Origin of the sequence: Moraxella sp. K1664 (assembly GCF_039693965.1) — a bacterium.
Classification (GTDB): domain Bacteria; phylum Pseudomonadota; class Gammaproteobacteria; order Pseudomonadales; family Moraxellaceae; genus Moraxella.
In genome coordinates this window covers 918,342-937,945 of record NZ_CP155576.1, presented here as the reverse complement: position 1 = coordinate 937,945, position 19,604 = coordinate 918,342, and the positions used below count along the sequence as shown (strand labels likewise).

At 42.1% G+C, this 19,604-nt stretch carries 19 protein-coding genes; 6 read left to right on the top strand and 13 right to left on the bottom strand.

Annotated features, from left to right (window positions below):
- Window positions 1–37 precede the first annotated feature (37 nt).
- Both AAHK14_RS04865 and AAHK14_RS04860 read left to right on the top strand, forming a co-directional pair.
- Window positions 38–3,034 (top strand): lactoferrin/transferrin family TonB-dependent receptor, encoded by a 2,997-nt coding sequence (locus AAHK14_RS04865; RefSeq protein ID WP_194092617.1) that lies wholly within the window; start codon window positions 38–40, stop codon window positions 3,032–3,034.
- A gap of 1 nt (window position 3,035) precedes the next feature.
- Window positions 3,036–4,691 (top strand): surface lipoprotein assembly modifier, encoded by a 1,656-nt coding sequence (locus AAHK14_RS04860; protein ID WP_194092618.1) that lies wholly within the window; start codon window positions 3,036–3,038, stop codon window positions 4,689–4,691.
- A 182-nt stretch (window positions 4,692–4,873) separates the two neighbouring features.
- Here the strand turns inward: AAHK14_RS04860 and tmk are convergent, their stop codons facing one another.
- A complete protein-coding gene (gene tmk / locus AAHK14_RS04855; RefSeq protein ID WP_065256794.1) occupies window positions 4,874–5,518 on the bottom strand; it encodes a dTMP kinase in 645 nt (214 codons plus the stop codon).
- 64 nt (window positions 5,519–5,582) lie between these two features.
- The gene (mltG, locus tag AAHK14_RS04850; protein WP_065256795.1) at window positions 5,583–6,659 is read right to left on the bottom strand and encodes an endolytic transglycosylase MltG; all 1,077 of its coding nucleotides are present in this window, start codon (window positions 6,657–6,659) and stop codon (window positions 5,583–5,585) included.
- A 114-nt stretch (window positions 6,660–6,773) separates the two neighbouring features.
- Here mltG and AAHK14_RS04845 point away from each other — a divergent pair, with 114 nt between their 5' ends.
- A complete protein-coding gene (locus tag AAHK14_RS04845; protein ID WP_065256796.1) occupies window positions 6,774–7,637 on the top strand; it encodes a PhzF family phenazine biosynthesis protein in 864 nt (287 codons plus the stop codon).
- Between the two features lie 74 nt (window positions 7,638–7,711).
- On the opposite strand, the gene AAHK14_RS04840 is transcribed toward AAHK14_RS04845, so the two are convergent.
- The 4 genes from AAHK14_RS04840 to AAHK14_RS04825 all read right to left on the bottom strand — a co-directional run bounded on the left by AAHK14_RS04840 (window position 7,712) and on the right by AAHK14_RS04825 (window position 10,121).
- On the bottom strand, window positions 7,712–8,821 hold the full coding sequence (locus AAHK14_RS04840; RefSeq protein WP_065256797.1) for a hypothetical protein: 1,110 nt from the start codon (window positions 8,819–8,821) through the stop codon (window positions 7,712–7,714).
- Window positions 8,822–8,917: 96 nt separating this feature from the next.
- A complete protein-coding gene (locus AAHK14_RS04835; RefSeq protein ID WP_255518635.1) occupies window positions 8,918–9,040 on the bottom strand; it encodes a hypothetical protein in 123 nt (40 codons plus the stop codon).
- Window positions 9,041–9,377: 337 nt separating this feature from the next.
- Window positions 9,378–9,686: a 4a-hydroxytetrahydrobiopterin dehydratase gene (locus tag AAHK14_RS04830; protein ID WP_065256799.1), complete on the bottom strand. Its 309-nt coding sequence runs from the start codon at window positions 9,684–9,686 to the stop codon at window positions 9,378–9,380.
- Window positions 9,687–9,845: 159 nt separating this feature from the next.
- Window positions 9,846–10,121, bottom strand: coding sequence for a GNAT family N-acetyltransferase (locus AAHK14_RS04825; protein ID WP_065256800.1), 276 nt, complete (start codon window positions 10,119–10,121; stop codon window positions 9,846–9,848).
- Between the two features lie 371 nt (window positions 10,122–10,492).
- Here AAHK14_RS04825 and ompR point away from each other — a divergent pair, with 371 nt between their 5' ends.
- A complete protein-coding gene (gene ompR / locus AAHK14_RS04820; protein ID WP_062498796.1) occupies window positions 10,493–11,239 on the top strand; it encodes a two-component system response regulator OmpR in 747 nt (248 codons plus the stop codon).
- A 73-nt stretch (window positions 11,240–11,312) separates the two neighbouring features.
- On the opposite strand, the gene def is transcribed toward ompR, so the two are convergent.
- The 7 genes from def to AAHK14_RS04785 all read right to left on the bottom strand — a co-directional run bounded on the left by def (window position 11,313) and on the right by AAHK14_RS04785 (window position 17,783).
- Window positions 11,313–11,825: a peptide deformylase gene (gene def, locus AAHK14_RS04815; protein WP_029103579.1), complete on the bottom strand. Its 513-nt coding sequence runs from the start codon at window positions 11,823–11,825 to the stop codon at window positions 11,313–11,315.
- 175 nt (window positions 11,826–12,000) lie between these two features.
- Window positions 12,001–12,603, bottom strand: a complete 603-nt coding sequence (locus tag AAHK14_RS04810) for a hypothetical protein (protein ID WP_281133614.1) — start codon at window positions 12,601–12,603, stop codon at window positions 12,001–12,003.
- A gap of 78 nt (window positions 12,604–12,681) precedes the next feature.
- Window positions 12,682–13,502, bottom strand: a protein-coding gene (locus tag AAHK14_RS04805) for an IS5 family transposase (RefSeq protein WP_115247578.1) whose coding sequence is annotated in 2 segments (ribosomal slippage) — window positions 12,682–13,118 and window positions 13,118–13,502 — 822 coding nt in all. Because the reading frame shifts where the segments join, the coding sequence is not laid out codon by codon here.
- Between the two features lie 541 nt (window positions 13,503–14,043).
- Window positions 14,044–14,199 carry a hypothetical protein gene (locus tag AAHK14_RS04800; RefSeq protein ID WP_156065099.1) on the bottom strand — a complete coding sequence of 52 codons (156 nt, stop codon included), beginning with the start codon at window positions 14,197–14,199 and terminating at the stop codon, window positions 14,044–14,046.
- Window positions 14,200–14,268: 69 nt separating this feature from the next.
- The gene (ettA, locus tag AAHK14_RS04795) at window positions 14,269–15,930 is read right to left on the bottom strand and encodes an energy-dependent translational throttle protein EttA (protein WP_062498793.1); all 1,662 of its coding nucleotides are present in this window, start codon (window positions 15,928–15,930) and stop codon (window positions 14,269–14,271) included.
- A gap of 117 nt (window positions 15,931–16,047) precedes the next feature.
- Window positions 16,048–16,602, bottom strand: coding sequence for a hypothetical protein (locus tag AAHK14_RS04790; protein WP_065255940.1), 555 nt, complete (start codon window positions 16,600–16,602; stop codon window positions 16,048–16,050).
- Window positions 16,602–17,783, bottom strand: coding sequence for an ATP-binding protein (locus AAHK14_RS04785; protein WP_065255939.1), 1,182 nt, complete (start codon window positions 17,781–17,783; stop codon window positions 16,602–16,604). The genes AAHK14_RS04790 and AAHK14_RS04785 overlap by 1 nt, the downstream gene beginning before the upstream one ends.
- A 223-nt stretch (window positions 17,784–18,006) precedes the next feature.
- On the opposite strand from AAHK14_RS04785, the gene mutM reads away from it, so the two are divergent.
- Both mutM and AAHK14_RS04775 read left to right on the top strand, forming a co-directional pair.
- Complete coding sequence (gene mutM, locus AAHK14_RS04780) at window positions 18,007–18,861, top strand: bifunctional DNA-formamidopyrimidine glycosylase/DNA-(apurinic or apyrimidinic site) lyase (RefSeq protein ID WP_065255937.1); 855 nt, start codon at window positions 18,007–18,009, stop codon at window positions 18,859–18,861.
- A 192-nt stretch (window positions 18,862–19,053) separates the two neighbouring features.
- Window positions 19,054–19,461, top strand: coding sequence for a hypothetical protein (locus AAHK14_RS04775; RefSeq protein ID WP_062498789.1), 408 nt, complete (start codon window positions 19,054–19,056; stop codon window positions 19,459–19,461).
- Window positions 19,462–19,604: the final 143 nt, after the last annotated feature.

Sequence of the window (19,604 nt, the reverse complement as noted above, 5' to 3'; positions counted from 1 at the left end):
ATCGCCAGAAAATAGAAAATAAAGTTTAGGATTTTTTATGTCAAAATCTATCACACACACACCATCAGTCCATACCATGACCACGCACCGCTTAAACCTTGCCATCAAAGCGGCGTTATTTGGTGTGGCAGTTTTGCCCTTATCCGTTTGGGCGCAAGAAAACACTCAGACAGATGCCAACTCTGATGCCAAAGACACAAAAACACCTGTCGTCTATTTAGATGCCATCACGGTAACCGCCGCCCCATCTGCCCCTGTTTCTCGGTTTGACACCGATGTAACAGGGCTTGGCAAAACGGTCAAAACCGCTGACACGCTGGCAAAAGAACAAGTGCAGGGCATTCGTGATTTGGTGCGTTATGAAACTGGGGTGAGTGTGGTTGAGCAGGGGCGTGGTGGCAGCAGCGGATTTGCCATTCATGGCGTGGATAAAAACCGAGTGGGGATTACCGTAGATGGCATTGCCCAAATTCAATCCTACAAAGATGAATCCACCAAACGAGCTGGTGCAGGCTCTGGGGCGATGAACGAGATAGAGATTGAAAACATTGCCGCCGTTGCCATCAATAAAGGCGGTAATGCCCTAGAAGCAGGCTCTGGTGCGTTGGGCGGTTCGGTGGCGTTTCATACCAAAGATGTGGGCGATGTCTTAAAATCTGGTAAAAATCTTGGCGCTCAAAGCAAAACCACTTATAACAGCAAAAATGGCCATTTTAGTCAGACGCTGGCAGCGGCAGGTAAAACCGAGCGTGTGGAAGCGATGGTGCAATACACTCGCCGTAAAGGCAAAGAAAACAAAACACACAGCGACCTAAATGGCATCAACCAAAGCCTATATCGCTTGGGTGCATGGCAACAAAAATATGATTTAAGAAAGCCTAACGAACTGTTTGCAGGCACAAGCTACATCACCGAAAGCTGTTTGGCAAGTGATGACCCAAAAAGCTGCGTACAATACCCTTATGTCTACACCAAAGCCCTGCCAGATGGCATCGGCAATCGCAATTTTTCTGAGTTAAATGATGCTGAAAAAGCACAATATTTGGCGTCCATGCACCCCCATGAGGTTGTCTCTGCCAAAGATTATACAGGCACTTATCGGTTGTTACCTGACCCCATGGACTATCGTTCAGACTCGTATTTGGCACGCCTTAACATCAAAATCACCCCAAATCTGGTCAGCAAACTGTTATTAGAAGACACCAAGCAAACATACAACATTCGTGATATGCGTCATTGTAGTTATCATGGGGCAAGATTGGGCAATGACGGTAAGCCTGCCAATGGCGGCTCCATTGTCCTTTGCGATGATTATCAAGAGTATCTAAATGCCAATGACGCATCACAAGCATCATTTAGACCAGGTGCCAATGACGCCCCCATTCCAAAACTGGCTTATGCCAGAAGCAGTGTGTTTAACCAAGAGCATGGCAAAACTCGCTATGGGTTAGGTTTTGAGTTTAAGCCTGACACGCCATGGTTTAAACAAGCAAAATTAAACCTACATCAACAAAATATCCAAATCATTAACCATGACATTAAAAAATCGTGCAGCCAATATCCCAAGGTGGATTTAAATTGTGGCATCAGTGAAATTGGGCATTATGAATATCAAAACAATTACCGTTATAAAGAAGGGCGTACCAGTTTGACAGGCAAACTTGATTTTAATTTTGACCTGCTGGGTCAGCACGATTTGACGGTGTTGGCTGGTGCAGATAAAATTAAAAGCCAATTTCGTGCCAACAACCCCAGACGCACAATCATTGACACCACCCAAGGCGATGCCATCATTGATGAAAGCACGCTGACAGCACAGGAGCAAGCCAAATTTAAGCAATCAGGGGCAGCGTGGATTGTCAAAAATCGCCTTGGACGCTTAGAAGAAAAAGATGCCTGTGGCAATGCCAATGAATGTGAACGTGCTCCCATTCATGGCAGTAACCAATATGTGGGCATTAACAACCTTTATACACCAAATGATTATGTGGATTTAAGTTTTGGTGGACGCTTGGACAAACAACGCATTCACAGCACCGATTCAAACATCATCAACAAAACTTACACCAACAAAAGCTATAATTTTGGGGCGGCGGTTCATCTGACACCTGATTTTAGCCTGTTGTATAAAACTGCCAAAGGCTTTCGTACGCCAAGTTTTTATGAGTTATACAACTATAACAGCACCGCCGCCCAGCATAAAAACGACCCTGATGTGTCTTTTCCCAAACGAGCGGTTGATGTCAAACCTGAAACTTCAAATACCAACGAATATGGCTTTCGCTATCAGCACCCTTGGGGGGATATTGAGGTGAGCATGTTCAAAAGCCGTTACAAGGACATGTTAGATAAAGCCATACCGAACCTAACCAAAGCCCAGCAAGAGTATTGTAAGGCTCATTTGGATTCCAATGAATGTGTTGGCAATCCGCCCACGCCCAAAACCAGTGATGAGGTATTTGCCAACTTATATAACGCCACCATCAAAGGGGTGAGCGTCAAAGGCAAACTGGATTTGCATGCCATGACATCAAAGCTGCCAGATGGTCTTGAAATGACCTTAGGTTATGGTCATACCAAATTGGGGAAATTTGATTACATTGCACCCAAAGATGCCGATGGTTGGTATCAGGCTCGCCCTGCTTTTTGGGATGCCATCACCCCAGCACGCTATGTGGTCGGTCTAAACTATGACCACCCAAGTCAAGTATGGGGCATTGGCACAACTTTAACGCACAGCAAACAAAAAGATGAAAATGAGCTTAGTGCCCTTAGAATCAGAAATGGCAAAAGAGAAACACAAACCTTAACACGCACAATACCCAAAGCCTATACTTTAATAGACATGACAGGTTATTATAGCCCAACTGAGAGCATCACCGCCCGCCTTGGCATCAACAATGTGTTAAACACCCGCTACACCACATGGGAAGCAGCACGCCAACTGCCCAGTGAAGCTGCAAGCAGTACCCAATCAACCCGTTACATTGCACCAGGTCGCAGTTACTTTGCCAGTCTTGAAATGAAGTTTTAATATGACCTGTTTTTTATCAAAGACCAACCCTGCTTTAAAAGTCAAGCACAGACTTTTAAAGCAGCTGCTGTTATTGCTCTGTGTTGATACATTAACAGCACAGGCGTATGCCCACAGCCATCATATGCCCATTCATACGCCCACGCATGAGCTGCCATCTGCTGATGGTTTATCAGATGAAAGTTTGGGTAAAGATTTGGACAGTTTGGATAGCCCAGATGGCTTAGGTGATGGTTTAGGCGATGGTTTTACCAGTGATGGCTTAAAGAGTGATAAAAGCCCCCTGCCCATCAATACCTTACCCATCAATACCTTACCCATCAATATCTTACCCATCAATCAGAGCAATGAGAACCAATCTGCCCCACCAACCGTAGATGTCAATTTTTTACTTGCCCAGCCAGAGGCATTTTATCATGTCTTTCATCAAGCGATTGTGCAAGATGATGTGGCGACATTACGCTTGTTATTGCCATTTTATGACCGCCTGCCTGATGATTATCAAGATGATGTTTTGTTGTTATTTGCCCAAAGCAAACTTGCCCTAAGTGATGGTAATACCAAATTGGCATTAAATCTGCTGACCGATTTGAGCAACAAAGAGCCGACGCTTACGGCGGTGAAATTACAACTTGCCTCTTTGCTTCTGACCAAAAAGCACGATAAACACGCCCAAATGGTGCTAGATGAACTCAAAGACGATGCCCACTTTTTAAAATTAAGCAAAAAAGAACAAAGATGGGTGCTGTCGCAAAGTCGCTATTTACATAAAAAATACAAAATGGGCTTGGATTTGGGCATCAACTATCTGCATTTGGACAATATCAATGCCGCCTCTACCATCACACAGCCCAACATTAAAAAAGACGCCCCAAAACCTGCTCATGGGCTTGCCTTATCGCTTGGTGTGAATAAATACACGCCACTTAGTCATGGTATTAGTATTTATACAGCCCTAGATGTTGATGGTAAGTTTTATGATGACAAAAGCCACAATGAACTGGCGGTTTTTGCTCATGCTGGGCTAAGAAAAGACCACCAAAAAGGTTATGTTGATGTCGTGCCTTTTGTTGGGCGTATTTTTGCCACCAATCAGCAGTTGCATGGCAGATTATCCCCCAGAAAAGACAGTCAGGGCGTGGCGTTTGGTAGCCATCATCGGATCAATGATAAATGGCAAAATGCGTTTTTTGTACGCATGGAAAAAGGCAATTATGCCGAGCGTTATCAAGGTTATGATGGCAAGCGTTATCATGTGAGTGACACCATTTTGTTGCAAGATGGTCCAAATCGTCGTTATTCTTTGGGCGTGGGGTATCAGCTTGGTCATCTGCAAGATGCAACAAAAAGCAGTCATGCCACAAAGATACATTTTGGGGTGTTGCAAAGATTACCAAATGGTCTGACCGTGCAAGGTAGGATGAGTGCTGAGCGTGAGCGTTATCATGGTAAATTATTGCGTCTGGTCAATCCCAATGATGTGTATCGCACAGATAAAACCCTAACCCTGCAAACCTCCATTTGGCACAAAGACATTCGCTGGCTTGGATTAACGCCAAAGCTGACTTATCGTTACAGTAAAAATAACAGCAACTTGCCAGCACTTTATAGCCATAACAAACAAAATTTTTATTTGGAGCTTAGTCGGTCGTTTTAACTTAATTGTCTAAGAGTAGGTTAAGGTGGTTGGCGGTTTTTGAGTGTTGTGGTATTATTAAACTTCTTTGATGACAACTATTTATACCATCAAAACCCATTTAAACAAAGACAAAACCCATTACCATCACCCATCAACAAGCATGATGACACAAGAGCAACAAGGCTAAGCGTTAAAGCATATCAAAGCAAGAGCAACCGCTTTTGGTTAATCTTGAAAATTTGCATAATCTCATCTGTTACACCATCAGGGCTTTGATTGGCATTGATTCGCTTGATACGCTCGGGATTTTTTTGGTATTGATACAAAAAGCCTTGATAAGTTTTGTCGAAAAATCCTTGCCCTGCACTCTCAAAGCGGTCGGCTTGACTTCGCTTACCTGCCCGCTCCAAGCCAATGGCAGGGTCTAAATCCAGCCAAAAAGTCAAATCAGGCTGTTTTGGGATAAAATCATTTATGAGCCGTTCAATCCTAGCAAGTTCACGCTCATCGCCCCCAAACCGCCCAAAGCCTTGATACGCCACGGTGCTGTCAAAAAAACGGTCGCAAATCACCCATTTACCCTCTGCCAAAGCAGGCAAAATGATGCGATGCAAATGGTCAGCTCGTGCGGCAAACATGAGTAAAAGCTCGGTGTCATCATTGATGTCAGTTTTGCTGTCTAGTAGGATTTTACGCAAGTCTTCGGCAAGCAGGCTACCCCCTGGCTCACGGGTGCGGATGTGAGTGATGCCCTGTTTATCAAGCTCACAGCAAAAGTTATCTATGGCAGTCGTTTTGCCTACGCCTTCGGTACCTTCAAAGGTGATAAATTGGGGTATTGTCATGATTTTTCCAAATATTTTGATTTTTAAAAAAGTGTTAATGAAACACAAAAGATTGCAATGTCATCTATTTATCCGCCATCAAGGTCCGATACTCCGCCACTGCCTTGTTATGCTCAGCAAGGGTTAGGCTAAATTTATGACCGCCTTTACCTGTTGCCACAAAATAGATGTATGGCGCATCAGATGGGTGCAAACTCGCCTGTATGGCTTCGGCAGACGGCAGGGCAATGGGCGTAGGTGGCAAACCGTCTATATGATAAGTGTTGTAATCGGTTCGCTCGGTGATATTGGATTTATAAATTTTACCATCATAGCGGTCAAACAGTCCATAGATGATGGTTGGGTCGGTTTGTAATCTCATGCCTTGACGCAGGCGATTAACAAATACGGCTGACACGTCATCTCTTTCAGATTTTATGCCTGTTTCTTTTTCTATGATGCTTGCCATGATAAGTGCATCATAAGGCGTTTTATAAGGTAAACCCTCATCACGTTCTGCCCATATCTTACCCAATATCGCCATCTGGTCGCTGTGCAGTTTTTTTAAAATGACAGTGTCGGTTGTGCCTTGATTAAAAAAGTAGGTATTGGGGACAAATTGTCCTTCCAGATTGCCGTTAGGCGTGCTGATATCTAGGGCTTTGGCAACTTTGGCGTTGTCTCGTGCCACGTCCGCCCACGAATACCCATCAGCGTCCGACAGGAGCGGCGTGAGCAATTCAAGCTTGACCCCATCGGTCGTTTTTAGGGTGTGGTATAGGTCTTTGACCGTTTTGCCTTCGATGATTTGCACCTTTATCATGGCAACTTGCCCCCCCTGCCCCAAAATCTTGACCACATCGGCAAGGCTTGCCCCCTGTGGGATTTGGTATGTCCCTGTTTCTAGGTTGCCTTTGGCGTGGAATCTAAGATACAGTCGTGTGGCGGTGCTGGACGCAAGCGGACTGGTCTGCCATTTGTCCTTGACAAGTAGGCTATGATAAGTGTCGCCCTTATCCACCGTCAAAGTCTGGGCGGGGCGGTCGGTCTTAGCAAAGGCGGTTACATAGACGATGGCACCCCACAGGGCAATCAAGGCTAGTACGACAGCCAGAGTGAGCCATTTTAGGGGGGATTTTTTGGAAGATTTTTTGTTTGGCATGGCAACATTGGATGAGAAAAGTTATGCTTATTGTAGCAAATTACCACAAAAGTTTTTAAGATTATTGTAAAATTAACAGGATAATTTTATATTGGACAATTCATAAGCATACCCATGACCGCCCACCCATTTATCCTTGCCAATGTCTTTACCGATGGTACGCCCTTTGGGGGCAATCCGTTGGCAATCTTTCCCCACGCCAATTTTGATGACGCCACCATGCAAGCCATCGCTTGCCAGTTCAATCTCAATGAGACGGTGTTTATCACCCATTTTGACAAACAAGCCCGCACCGCACGCATTCGCATTTTCACCCCAAGTATTGAAATGCCCTTTGCAGGGCACCCAACCATTGGGTCGGGGTGGTATTTGGCGACAACGCACGGCTTGTCAGCACTTGACATCAGTACACAAACTCGCGCCGTTCATCTCAACCATATGCCATCTTGCACCACGCTAACCACCAACAGTTACGCCCTTTGCCCTGCCCAAACAGACCGCCACGCCCTTAGCACCTTGACCGCCTTGCCCCAAGAGATGTTGGCGGATAAGGCATATTTTGTCAATGCAGGAGTGTGCCAGCTTCTTTTGCAAGTCAAAGATACACAAGCGTTAGAGCGTGCCAAGGTGTGTTTGACAAGCCTAAAAAACATCTTTGATAATAACAAAACCCTTGCCATCAACCAAGGCATAACGCTTGAACACACGCTATATCTGTGGTGCATGAATGATGATACCATTCATGTTCGCTTATTTTTTGAACAAAATGGGATTATCTTAGAAGACAGTGGCACAGGCTCGGCGTGCGTGAATTTGGGGGCGTATCTGCTTGATAATGGCACCAACCACAGACAATTTACCATTCATCAAGGCGACCATCTACACCGCCCAAACCGTCTGTTTTTGGAGCTTAATGACGGCATACAGATGGGTGGACAGGTAAGGCAAGTCGGGCGGGGCGAATTTTATTTGACCTAAATAATGCCAAATAAATTTCTCCCAAAACTAAAAACCCGCCCGTAGGCAGGTTTTTGTGCTTTGATACATGCTAATTAGTAGCGAGTAATCAGAGCAATCGGCTCTTTTTCGTCCATTTTGTCTTTGGGGACAAATACCACTTCACCGCCGTTGTGGCTCACCATCTCGATAATCTCACTTACCGCATCATCGGTGACGCCATCTGCTGTTGCATCGTCTGATACGAGCAAAGTCAAGGCAGTCTCATCAATGGTCGCAGGCACGATGTGTCCTTGACGCACTAAGAGTTTGACGGCATTGCCTTCAACCGCTGAGCGGTAGATTTGTTGCAAATCGGTGCGTACCATCTTCTCGTTACGGGCTTTTTCAAGCTCGCCTTGGGCGGTCTCATAGCGAGTAGCACGCTGAGTCTCCACCACATCCTGCACGCCTGCCACAATCTCTTCGGCACGTCCGTCTTTTAGGTTGGGCAGGTGTTCCACTTTACCGATGATAAAGCTGTCGTTGTCCACTACCTGCTCATAAAAGCCCAAAGTACGGCTATCGCCCACCAAAATCACAGGCAATGGGTCAATGTTACGAAACTCTTGTAAGCTCTTATCCACACGGTTCATGAACTCTTTTAGATAACGGTCATCATCCGATGAGCCTGTACGGTCGGCTTTTGCCCCTGTGGGTAGGGTTGTGTTATTGATCGGGAAAGTCAGCTCGCTCATTTGCGATTGACGTTCGCTCTCACCACCGATTTCTTTAACCACACGGTCGTTGGTCGCTTCAATCAAGCGAGCGTGTTCGCTTGTTGCCACAAGTACATAATAATGCACCGCTTCGGACATATCACGCACCAAGTCTCTGGTGGCAAACTTTTCGCCCAAAATCACACGCTCTTTGGCATCAAATGGCAAACGCAACACTTGGGCTTCGTTTTCATTGGCAAAAATGGCAAGTGTATCTAAGTTATAATTATGGTCAAGCTCGTCCGTCTTGGCATGGATAAGCTCCATGATGGCATCGCTTGTGCGTTTGTCATGTTCGTTTGTGATACGCTCTTCGGCGACTTTTAGTTGATTTTTTAGGGCAATGTGGTCTTGCTCATTTTCTGGGTGGGTGCGGTGAGTTTTGACAAAGATACTCACGGCAGGATTGCCACGGGTGGCTTTTAGGTTTTTTAATGTTGCTTTCATAACAAACTCCTTAAACTTGATTGCTAAATGGCTAATCATTAGGGCGTGCCTACCATTGATAACATTCTTATAAAATAAGATGAAAAATTGACAATTTCAATCAATTTTTGCATGAAAAATGGCTAAATCTTGTTTTTCATCGTCAAAAACTTGTCTGATAGAATAACTATCAACCTGCGTTTTTTCCTTGAAAAACGTGCGATTTTTCTCATTTTTCATTGCAAATACCAAAGGCAGGCACGCCCTAATCACATAATTAATTAAATTTAACCGTCCGATTATAAAATCTAAATTTAAAATCTGATGATGATTGTAGCGAGTTTTTGGGTATTTGTCTGTTAAGAAATGGTCGGTTTTATGGTTAAAATGTAGCCAAAAAATCGGCTGTGTAAGATTGATAACAAGGTTTGTAAGTCTTTGTAAAAAGACCTACTTTGATTGGGGATTTTATGTATAATGGGAAGTTGGCAGATTTATAAAGCGGTTTTTTAACTTTAAAACACAAATCAAAAACACAAAAAAAATGGGCGATGACACCCATTTTATCTCTCCAAACTCAATTTTTCTCTTTTTGGTCAAAGACCACGCCGTTTGCCATTTCCATGCGTTTGGCAAGCTGAATGTCTCGCCCATGCACTTCGTATTGGTCGGGCTCGCCAATGCGTACTTTTAAAACAGTATAGTAATTCTCCCACGTGGGGTAATGTTCTAACTCTTCGCAATAGAACGCCACACGGGTAGTAAAGGCGATGACGTCAGCAAAACTGGCAAATTCATACGTCTTGACAAGGCTATTGCCATCCAATGCCCAGCCTTGCAATCTTTCTAGTTGTAAGGCGACTTGGTCTGCGGTAAGACTGCTCATGATGTTCCTTTGGTTAGGTAAAAGATAAAAATACACCAAGCCATTTTACCAAAATCTTCAAAATTTCGGCAAGATTTTTGGCAAATTAACCCATATTTTTGTAAACGATTATCACAATTTAGTTGTTACCCAATCATGATAAGACGTGTTAAGTCATGCTCACGCCAACAGCGGTTGGTATTCGTCTCGTCTGTCGATGTAGCTTGCCACAAAGGAACAGCTTGGCACGACTTTTTTGCCATTATCACGAGCATAATCCAAGGCGTGTTTGACCAATGCCGTACCCAGTCCACGCCCGCCCAGCTCTTTGGGAACGATGGTGTGGTTATAATCTAGGGTATCATCATTGATGACTTCATAGCTTAAAAAGCCAGTATGTCCGTCAATGGTCACTTCAAAACGCTGTGTGGCAAGGTTGTGGATGATGTCGGTCATGGGGCTGTCCTTAATGGTTGATATTAAAGGTTAAAAGTTAAAAGTTAAAAATACTGCTCTTATGCTAACACAAATTTTATCAAGGCAAAAGCCTATTTATACGCTTGCCGCTATACATGGCATGCCACATCAGGTGCATTGACAAACCAAAATCATTTCACCAAACCCATTTACCAAAATATTACCGACTTTTGGTATTCATCGTGGTATGATAATTCATCAGTTTTTTAGCATATTTTAGAGATCTTTTAACCATTTGACATATCTTGGATATGGTTTAGCCTTAAAATATTATTTATAATGACAAAAACAGTTACATTTTTTTGTGTAATGTTGTAAACTAAGAGCCATACAATTATCAGGGGTGACACATGACCGAAGATAACGCCAATCCAAACCCAAACGCCAGTCATCGTATCTTAGTCGTTGATGATGACGCCAGACTGCGTGCCTTATTACAGCGATTTTTAGAAGATGATGGCTTTACCGTGCGTGCGTGCCATGATGGCAAGCAGATGGACAAACTCATGCAACGTGAGATGTTCTCGCTCATCGTGCTTGATTTGATGTTGCCCGACGAAGACGGCATCGCCATCTGCAAACGCCTGCGTGCCGATAATGCCGACATTCCCATCATCATGCTGACCGCCAAAGGCTCCGACACCGACCGCATCGCAGGGCTTGAAGCAGGGGCGGATGACTACCTACCCAAACCCTTTAACCCCAAAGAACTACTGGCTCGTATCAAAGCGGTGCTTCGCCGTCATAACCGAGAGCTGCCCGGAGCCCCATCTCAGCAGATGGAAGTGGTGGAGTTTGGCTCATGGACGCTTGATTTATCCACTCGCACCCTAAAAAAAGACGGCAATGTCGTCACCCTAACCACAGGCGAGTTTAGCGTTCTAAAAGCACTCGTTCAGCACCCCAGAGAGCCACTGACCCGTGACAAACTCATGAATCTGGCTCGTGGGCGTGAATGGGGAGCGATGGAGCGTTCAATTGACGTACAAGTCTCACGCCTAAGACGACTCATCGAAGACAACCCATCTCAGGCTCGCTATATCCAAACGGTGTGGGGCGTGGGTTATGTCTTTGTCCCTGACGGGGCAGAGAGCTGATAACACAAAAACCAAACAACGCTTTGTTGTTTGGTTTTTTACTGGATGTTTGTCTTGGATTACCGCTTGCACATCAGCCTTTTTTGGCGACCACTTTACGCACCTTTTCTCTGGCACGGTCTTGTTTTAGGCGGGATAGATAATCCACGAACACAATGCCTTTTAGATGGTCAAGCTCATGCTGTATGCACACCGCCAACAGCCCATCCGCCTCAACGCTAAATGGCTTGCCGTCAGCATCCAAAGCATCAATCTGCACACGGGCAGGGCGACTGACATCATCATACACCTCAGGAATGGACAAACAGCCCTCTTTATAAGGGACAAGCTCATCGGTCAGTGGCGTGACTTTGGGATTGATGTACACCTTGGGCTGTGGCTCTTCGCCTTCTTTGGCTAAGTCCATGGTCACCACTTGCACATGCCTGTCCACCTGTGTCGCCGCCAGTCCAATGCCCTTGGCATCATACATGGTCTCAAACATGTCGCTAATTAAGGTCTTAATCTCATCGGTAATTTCGCCAACCTCACTTGCCACAGTACGCAAACGTGGGTCAGGATAATGTAAAATGGGTAATAGTGCCATAATGTCTCTTGTCGTTGGTTTTGGGGTATTATATCAGAAAATTGGGTTTTGGTAAAATGGATTTAGGGTTATCGTGGTTTGGCAGTCTTTTTGTCATCAAAAATAACCTGCAAAAGACAAAACAAACCGCCACTAAACTCCAATTTATATATTTCCATGGGTTTTTCACACAACATCATTTGGCCAAATAATGCTCACTAACAGGCTGTAAATATTTATCGTCAATCACAAGACATTTGGCGGATTTCTCCTGTTGTATTTTAGTTTTTGTTTTTGCAATGTCTTTTGACTGATTGATTCGACCTTCTTCATCAGTAGCAAACTTGAAAAAATCTACCGATACAGGGCAGAAAACTTTGGTGCTACCCAAATTCCATGCCATATAGCCATATAAGGCATTATCTCTATTATTAAAAATATCTTTATTATCATCTTGGCATTTCTTTTTACTCTCTTCATTTTTTAAACCTGTACAATTGTAAGCATTAAAAATATCTTTTTGTGCCAAAATATCTCTTTTGGATAAGCCATTGATATTTTCAGAAGTGGTATTACCATTATGAATAAGATACCAAGAGCTGTCTTGGGGTTTTTCTATGAATTTAGGGAAGGATAAAGAGCTTATAACATGCCCCTTACTTACCGTTATAGAAAATACATAAAAACCAATGGTTACTAGCAATAAAATAGTATTTAAAATTCTATTGTCCTTTACTTTTTTAATAACATCATCAAATGTAAAGAATAGATTTAAAAATATAAAAATAATGGAACCCAAGAAATAGATAAAAAAATTAGTTTCAAAATCACTATTTATTTCTAATGATTGATATGTGATATTAGACCTCTTTCCAAACTACCCCAGCTCAAAATTATAAATCGCAGAAATTAGATTCACCCTTAATCCAAATCTTTTTCTGCGATTGCGGTAGCGACATGATAAGATTTTAAAACACTTGAGTTTCCCAATGACATGTTCATTGGTTACTCGCTTGGATGATAACTTGCGATTTGCTTTTTTATCTGCTTTGGTTAAAGGTTTAAGTTTTGTCTTTTTCTTTGGTAGTTGGCTATTTGCATGAGTTTGTTGTATGCCTTGATAGCCTGAATCTACTTGAATCAAAATACTTTGTTTGATGGTTATTTTTGATGATTGGTAGAGTTTAAAGTCATGCATGCCTCCTCTACCAACATGGGTGCATAGTATTCTCTTACTCTTTTTATCAACAACAATTTGTGCTTTTAAGGTATGACGTTTCTTTTTGCCTGAGTACTGTCGCCTTTGCTTTTTTTAGGTCTCTCTATGGGGATTTCTGTGGCATCAATGAGTACAGTTTCAAGGTTGTTGTCTTGCCATAAGGCTTTTTTACCTGGCAAGGCAAAGTCTTTGTGATTGATGAGTATACCTTCCACCCATTTAATTGCCTTGCACACAGCACTTTTAGTAATACCAAAGTCTTGGGCTATGTGAAATTGACTGCGGTATTCTCTGTAGTAGTTTAAGGTTATGACAAGTTTACTCTCTGGGCTAATTTTGGCTTTTCTACCGCCTTTTTTATGTTGTTCATTGTAGGCTTCTTGTAGTATTGTAAGCATGTGTTGATAAGTAGTTCTTTTTATACCAAAGTATCGTTTAAACTCACTGTCGTTTAGTTTTTCAGCTTGCTTGGGTGTCATGTCTTGGTTTTTTAAGGTTAAATGGGTATTATAACATGATGTGTTGTTGGTTTGGAAAGGGGTCTATTATTAAAAAAATAAAACAGTAAAACTGTTGAGAATAATATTAAAAGAGATAAAGATAGCACAAAATTACTGAACAAATTACTCAATACATTACTTTTTTCACCTACCGATATTATAGAGATTAATATAAAAAATAAAACAATGAAAGATATTGATAAAATATAGCCTAGTATTATATTGCACAAAAAAGAAAGGGACGAAAATATAAATAAAATAGTTAAAAAAGTTGAAATATTCGGTTTTTTTGATATGTCATTTTTTAACGTATTACTTAAAAGTCCGATAAGTTTAGGTATAAAAAATAATGACAGCAATATCATAATATTTAGTAAATAGAAACTAATAATTGCTATCAAATTATAAGATTTTGAAATGATATCTGGAAATAAAAAAGATTTGTCTATGATATCAAGATATATTCTTATATTTATAAAACCTATTACAATGCTAAAAACAGTAATAATGGGCAGTAATTTTACAAAAAACCTAAGACAGATAATAATTTATTTATTATATCATCATATTTTTTATCAATATTACCATTATTGATAGTGTTCAAAAATTTATTAAAATCCACTTCTTCTTTGGATTCCAAAATTGGATTTTCATCTTTCAATTCTTTTCTTGGCATTTTGAAGCTCTTAAATTAAAAATTAGACTCAAACAATCCTTTGTTTGAGTCTTTATTACTATATAACGTCTAGCTCCCAATCTTCTTATACTTCATCCGCTTAGGCGTGGCATCTGCCCCAAGTCGCTCTTTACGCCATTTTTCGTATTCGGTGTAGTTGCCGTCAAAGAACTCTGGCGTTTCGTTTTCAAACGACAAAATATGCGTACAAATACGGTCCAAGAACCAGCGGTCGTGGGACACCACCATGACCGTACCAGGGAACACCTGCACCGCATCTTCCAAGGCACGCAAGGTCTCCACGTCAAGGTCGTTGGACGGTTCGTCAAGCAGGATAACGTTCGCCCCTTGTTTTAGGGTTTTGGCAAGTTGCAAGCGATTTCGCTCACCGCCTGACAGACTGCCCACACGTTTTTGTTGGTCTTGACCCTTAAAGTTAAAGCGTCCGATATAGGCACGGCTTGGCGTGGTGTATTCGCCCACGGTAATCATGTCAAGTCCGTCTGACACTTCTTCCCACACGGTTTTGTTGTCGTCAAGCTCATCTCTAACCTGCCCCACATAGGCGACTTTGACGCTCTCGCCCACTTCTACCGTGCCGGTGTCGGGCTTGTCTTTGCCCGTAATCATATTAAATAGGGTCGTTTTACCCGCACCGTTTGGTCCCACGATACCCACAATTGCCATGGGTGGCACGCTAAACGATAGGTTTTCGTACAGCAAACGGTCGCCAAAGGATTTTGAGATGTTATTAACTTCAATCACTTTATTGCCCAAACGGGGTCCTGGTGGAATATAAATCTCTGCCGTCTCGTTACGCTGTTGGAACTCACGAGAGTTCATCTCTTCAAAGCGTTCAAGGCGAGATTTGGATTTGGCTTGCTGACCTTTTTGGTTTTTACGAACCCATTCTAGCTCTTGTTTTAGAGCCTTAGCAAAGGCTTCTTCTTGCTTTTGCTCTTGTTCTAGGCGTTTGTTTTTCTGTTCTAGCCATTCGGTGTAGTTGCCTTGGTATGGGTAGCCATAGCCACGGTCAAGCTCCAAAATCCACTCGGCGACATTGTCAAGGAAATAGCGGTCGTGGGTAATCGCCACAATCGTGCCAGAGTAGTCTTTTAAGAAACGTTCTAGCCACGCCACAGACTCTGCATCCAAGTGGTTGGTCGGCTCGTCAAGCAGGAGCATATCAGGCTTAGACAGGAGCAGACGGCACAGGGCAACACGGCGTTTTTCGCCTCCTGACAGCTTGGAGACGTCAGCGTCCCACGGTGGCAAACGAAGTGCGTCCGCTGCTTTTTCAAGCTGGGTGTTTAGGTTGTGAGCGTCCCACGCCTGAATGATGTCTTCCATTTTGCCTTGCTCGGCGGCCAATTTGTCAAAATCGGCATCAGGCTCGGCATATTCGGCATAGATTTGGTTAAGGCGTTCTAGGGCATCAAGGGCTTCACGCACGCCGTCTTCCACGTTGCCACGCACGTCTTTGGTGGGGTCAAGTTGGGGTTCTTGGGGCAGATAGCCCACCTTAATGCCCGCTTGCGGACGAGCTTCCCCGCTAAATTCGGTATCCACGCCCGCCATAATGCGTAGCAAGGTGGATTTACCGGCACCGTTAAGACCCAGCACGCCAATTTTTGCCCCTGGGAAAAAGGACAATGAAATGTCTTTTAAAATTTCACGCTTAGGCGGAACAAGTTTTGACACTTTGTTCATGGTGTAGATGTATTGAGCCATACAAATCCTTGAATTAAAAGAGATTTTTAAAAATTGGTCTGATTTAGAACTTGTCAAATTTTTGCCAATTTAACCGCCTATTATCGCATGGTTTGGGCGGTGGGGCAAGGTGTTTGGTTATGAGTTAAAATCAACCCGAATGCCTTTATCTATCAAAGTATCGTGATTACCGATGAGATTTTTGATGTCATCAAATGATTTTTGACTATTTTTTCCACTTCTTGACCACATTAATGAAGAATTGTGCTTGATTTTTTCTAATTTTTTAATCAAATGCTTTTCTTTGTTGATATTGCTTTTAAGATTGTCAATACCTGTTGCTCCAAAATGAGAATACAAATGACTAATTTTACAGTTACAAAAATAACATAGCTCATCTTCAAAATTTTCACATTGTAAAATGACAATTGGTGCTAATTTACAATGCTTTTTAAGACTGCTGATATTATGAATAAAATTATTGATTTCCTGTAACTGGTCGGTATCGGCTATGACGACAATTTGTGAGCTTACCTTGATTGTTCGCAATAGTGATTTTATCTTAGCTTCTGTAGCTTGCCAAAGATTAAACTTTTTTGTTTTACCTAAAAATCTTATGGCATCCCAATATTTTTGCTCATTTTCGCCTTCAACCAATACAACGATTTCAGGAATTTTTTTAGGTTTTAACATCATTCCCCCCAAATCAATTCATCTAAAAATTGTGTAGAAGGTATGGTTTTAAAATAATTATTTCTGACATAACCTTTTAATGTTCTGTCATTTTTTGAAAAACCTAATTTTTCTGGCTGTTCTGCCATACAGTACCCATATTCTTTATGTAGAAAAACAAAGCTATGACTTGGTAGATTTAAGTCCAAAACATCGTAATTATGGGTTGTATAAAAAAATTGCGAATATCTATTTAGTTTTTGAATAATCAAATTTAAAATAGTAATCTCTAATTCAGAATGGCTTGATGACAGTTTTTCATCAAGAAAATAAATAGAGCTATAAAAGTCATTTTTAATAACAGATAATATAAAATCCGCCACGCTCAATACATCATAAGTGCCTTTTGAAAAGCGATTTTTACTTCTTTGTGTAAAAGTCTCGCCATTGTCGGTTACTTTAACAGAATCGCCATTTTCAAAAAACACTGTGTAACCCTCAATGATATCCTCATCATCTTTTCTGGTTGTCTTTAAAGGTGCTACATCAATAATAGAACAATCAAAAGACTTTAAAATTTTTAACAAAATTTTAAAATCATACTCTGTTGATAATCTAATTGGTCTGATTTCATTATTATGATTTTCTGCAAATACATAATAAAATGAAAATTCTTTATCTTGATAATATTCAGCTATTTTATCACTTTCGCTATCAATTGGATTGAGCAAATCCCTACTAAGTTTATCCTGTTCTTTTTGATTTTCTAAGCGATTTTTTGCTGTAATATTGCTATCACTTTTATTTAAAGTGATAGCGGTATGTTCAATGGTGACAATTTTACCATTTTTCAAAAACTCCAAAGAAAGTGAGATAAATTGATTGCTTTTAGAAAAAACAAATTCAATTTCAATCCGTGCAGACTTATCAATGTTACAAACCGCATCATACAAGATACTAGGAACAATAATAGAATTTCCATTTAACATCCATTGAATACCCAATAAAATTTTCCCTAGCGACGTTTTACCGCTGGCATTTGTTCCCATTAAAATGCACACTCGTTTAAATTTGAATGCTGGCACATCTTCTAAATATTCAAAGTCTAATAAGGGTTGCGAATGCTTTCTTGGGTAAGTCAAGTCAAGCTCAAAATCTTGAAATCCATATAAATTATCCACATACAGGCGAGTAATTATCATGCTAATAAATCCAATTTTTGGAAAAAATAATGAAGTTATTATACAAATTTCACGCTTTGTATGCAATCACATAATAAAATTAAATTTTAAATTTTCAATTACTTACAAATTTAAGAATGCAAAAATAGCTGTTTTAGACCCCAAAATTAGCTATAATAACAAACCTAGCTACAAAAGCAAATAACCACTTATCACTCCTGCCAGATTTATCAGAAATACAGTCATGCCCGAATTACCCGAAGTTGAAACAACCAAAGCCAGCCTTGCCCCACTCATCGGTCAGCGTGTCAGCGACATTTACACGTCCGCCCATCGCTTGCGTGAAGTGATACCAGACGACCTAGACGAGCTTGTCGGGGCGAAACTTGTGCGTGTGGTTCGCCGTGCCAAATATCTACTGCTTGATTTTAACAAAAACGGCTCGCCCCTGCGTCTGCTCATTCATTTGGGCATGTCAGGCAGTCTGCAACAACATGACTCCCTTGCCTCACGCAAGCATGACCACGTCATCTTTGGCTTTGATGACTCATCGGTGCGTCTGCATTATCATGACCCCAGGCGTTTTGGCATGGTGATGTGGGCAGATGATGCCGAGCGTTATCTTGACAAACTCGGGGTAGAGCCTTTGGATGATGCCTTTGATGCTGACTATCTGCACGGGCTGATTCATAAAAACCCCAAACGCCCCATCGCCCGCCCCATCAAATCCGTCATCATGGAGCAGTCCATCGTGGTTGGTGTGGGTAACATCTACGCCGTGGAGAGCCTGTTCATGTCAGGCGTACACCCTGCCACGCCTGCCCATCAGATAGATAAAGACAAGATGGCTGTACTGGTCGATAACATCAAGGCGATACTCGCTCGCTCCATCGAACAAGGCGGGTCAAGTCTTCGGGACTTTACCGTAGGGGCGGGCAAAACGGGCTATTTTCAACAAATCCTACTGGCTTATGGACGAGCAGGTGAGCCATGTACGGCATGCCAAGAGATTTTGGAAAACATTAAAATCGGTGGGCGAGCCAGTGTGTACTGCCCGAGCTGTCAGCCACTTGACCCAGCTGTTAACCCCACTGTTTAATTCAACTGTTTAATTCATTAGTTTTTAGCAATCATTGGGCATCGCCAAATGTTACCGATTTGTTTACCCCTTGTCGGAAAATTTTACCGTCCACCCACTTTCTGGCAAAATAGGCTTGATAATATGGGCGGAACTTGTTTTAATAATAGCATAAATCTATCTTGGGCAAATCGCCCCCATTAGGATACTCTCATGAAAATCAAACACACACTATTGGCACTGACTGCCACCGCCCTTATCAGCACCACCGCTCACGCTGCCATCGAGATTGATGAAGAGCATTTTGGTCCTACCTATGGTTCTGCGGTACTTGATATTACCGTTGCCAAACCATTACAGTTGGTTGGTGCGGTTGCAGGCACAGCACTTCATGCGGTAGGCTTACCATTTTCTATGGCATCAGGTAGCGTGGAGAGTTCTTATGAGACTTTGGTTGTCAAGCCTTGGTCGGCACTCTCTCGCTGTGTGGGCTGTACCGAAGCCTATGACAACTATCGTAACGCCAACGAAGTAAACCCTAACGAAGTACGTATCGTTGTGGACAGACCTTCTGAGATTATCATCAATACCGACCAAAATGTGGTTGTAAACCCACGTTGATTGATGGCTGATTTTTTACTTGTTTTTGTTTCTCCAACCTATTTACCACCCTTTGGTAAATAGGTTTTTTATTTGGATATCAAAGTGATAATATGGCAAACTTTACAAATCAAAGCCCTTATATAAAATTGCCCAATCCATAC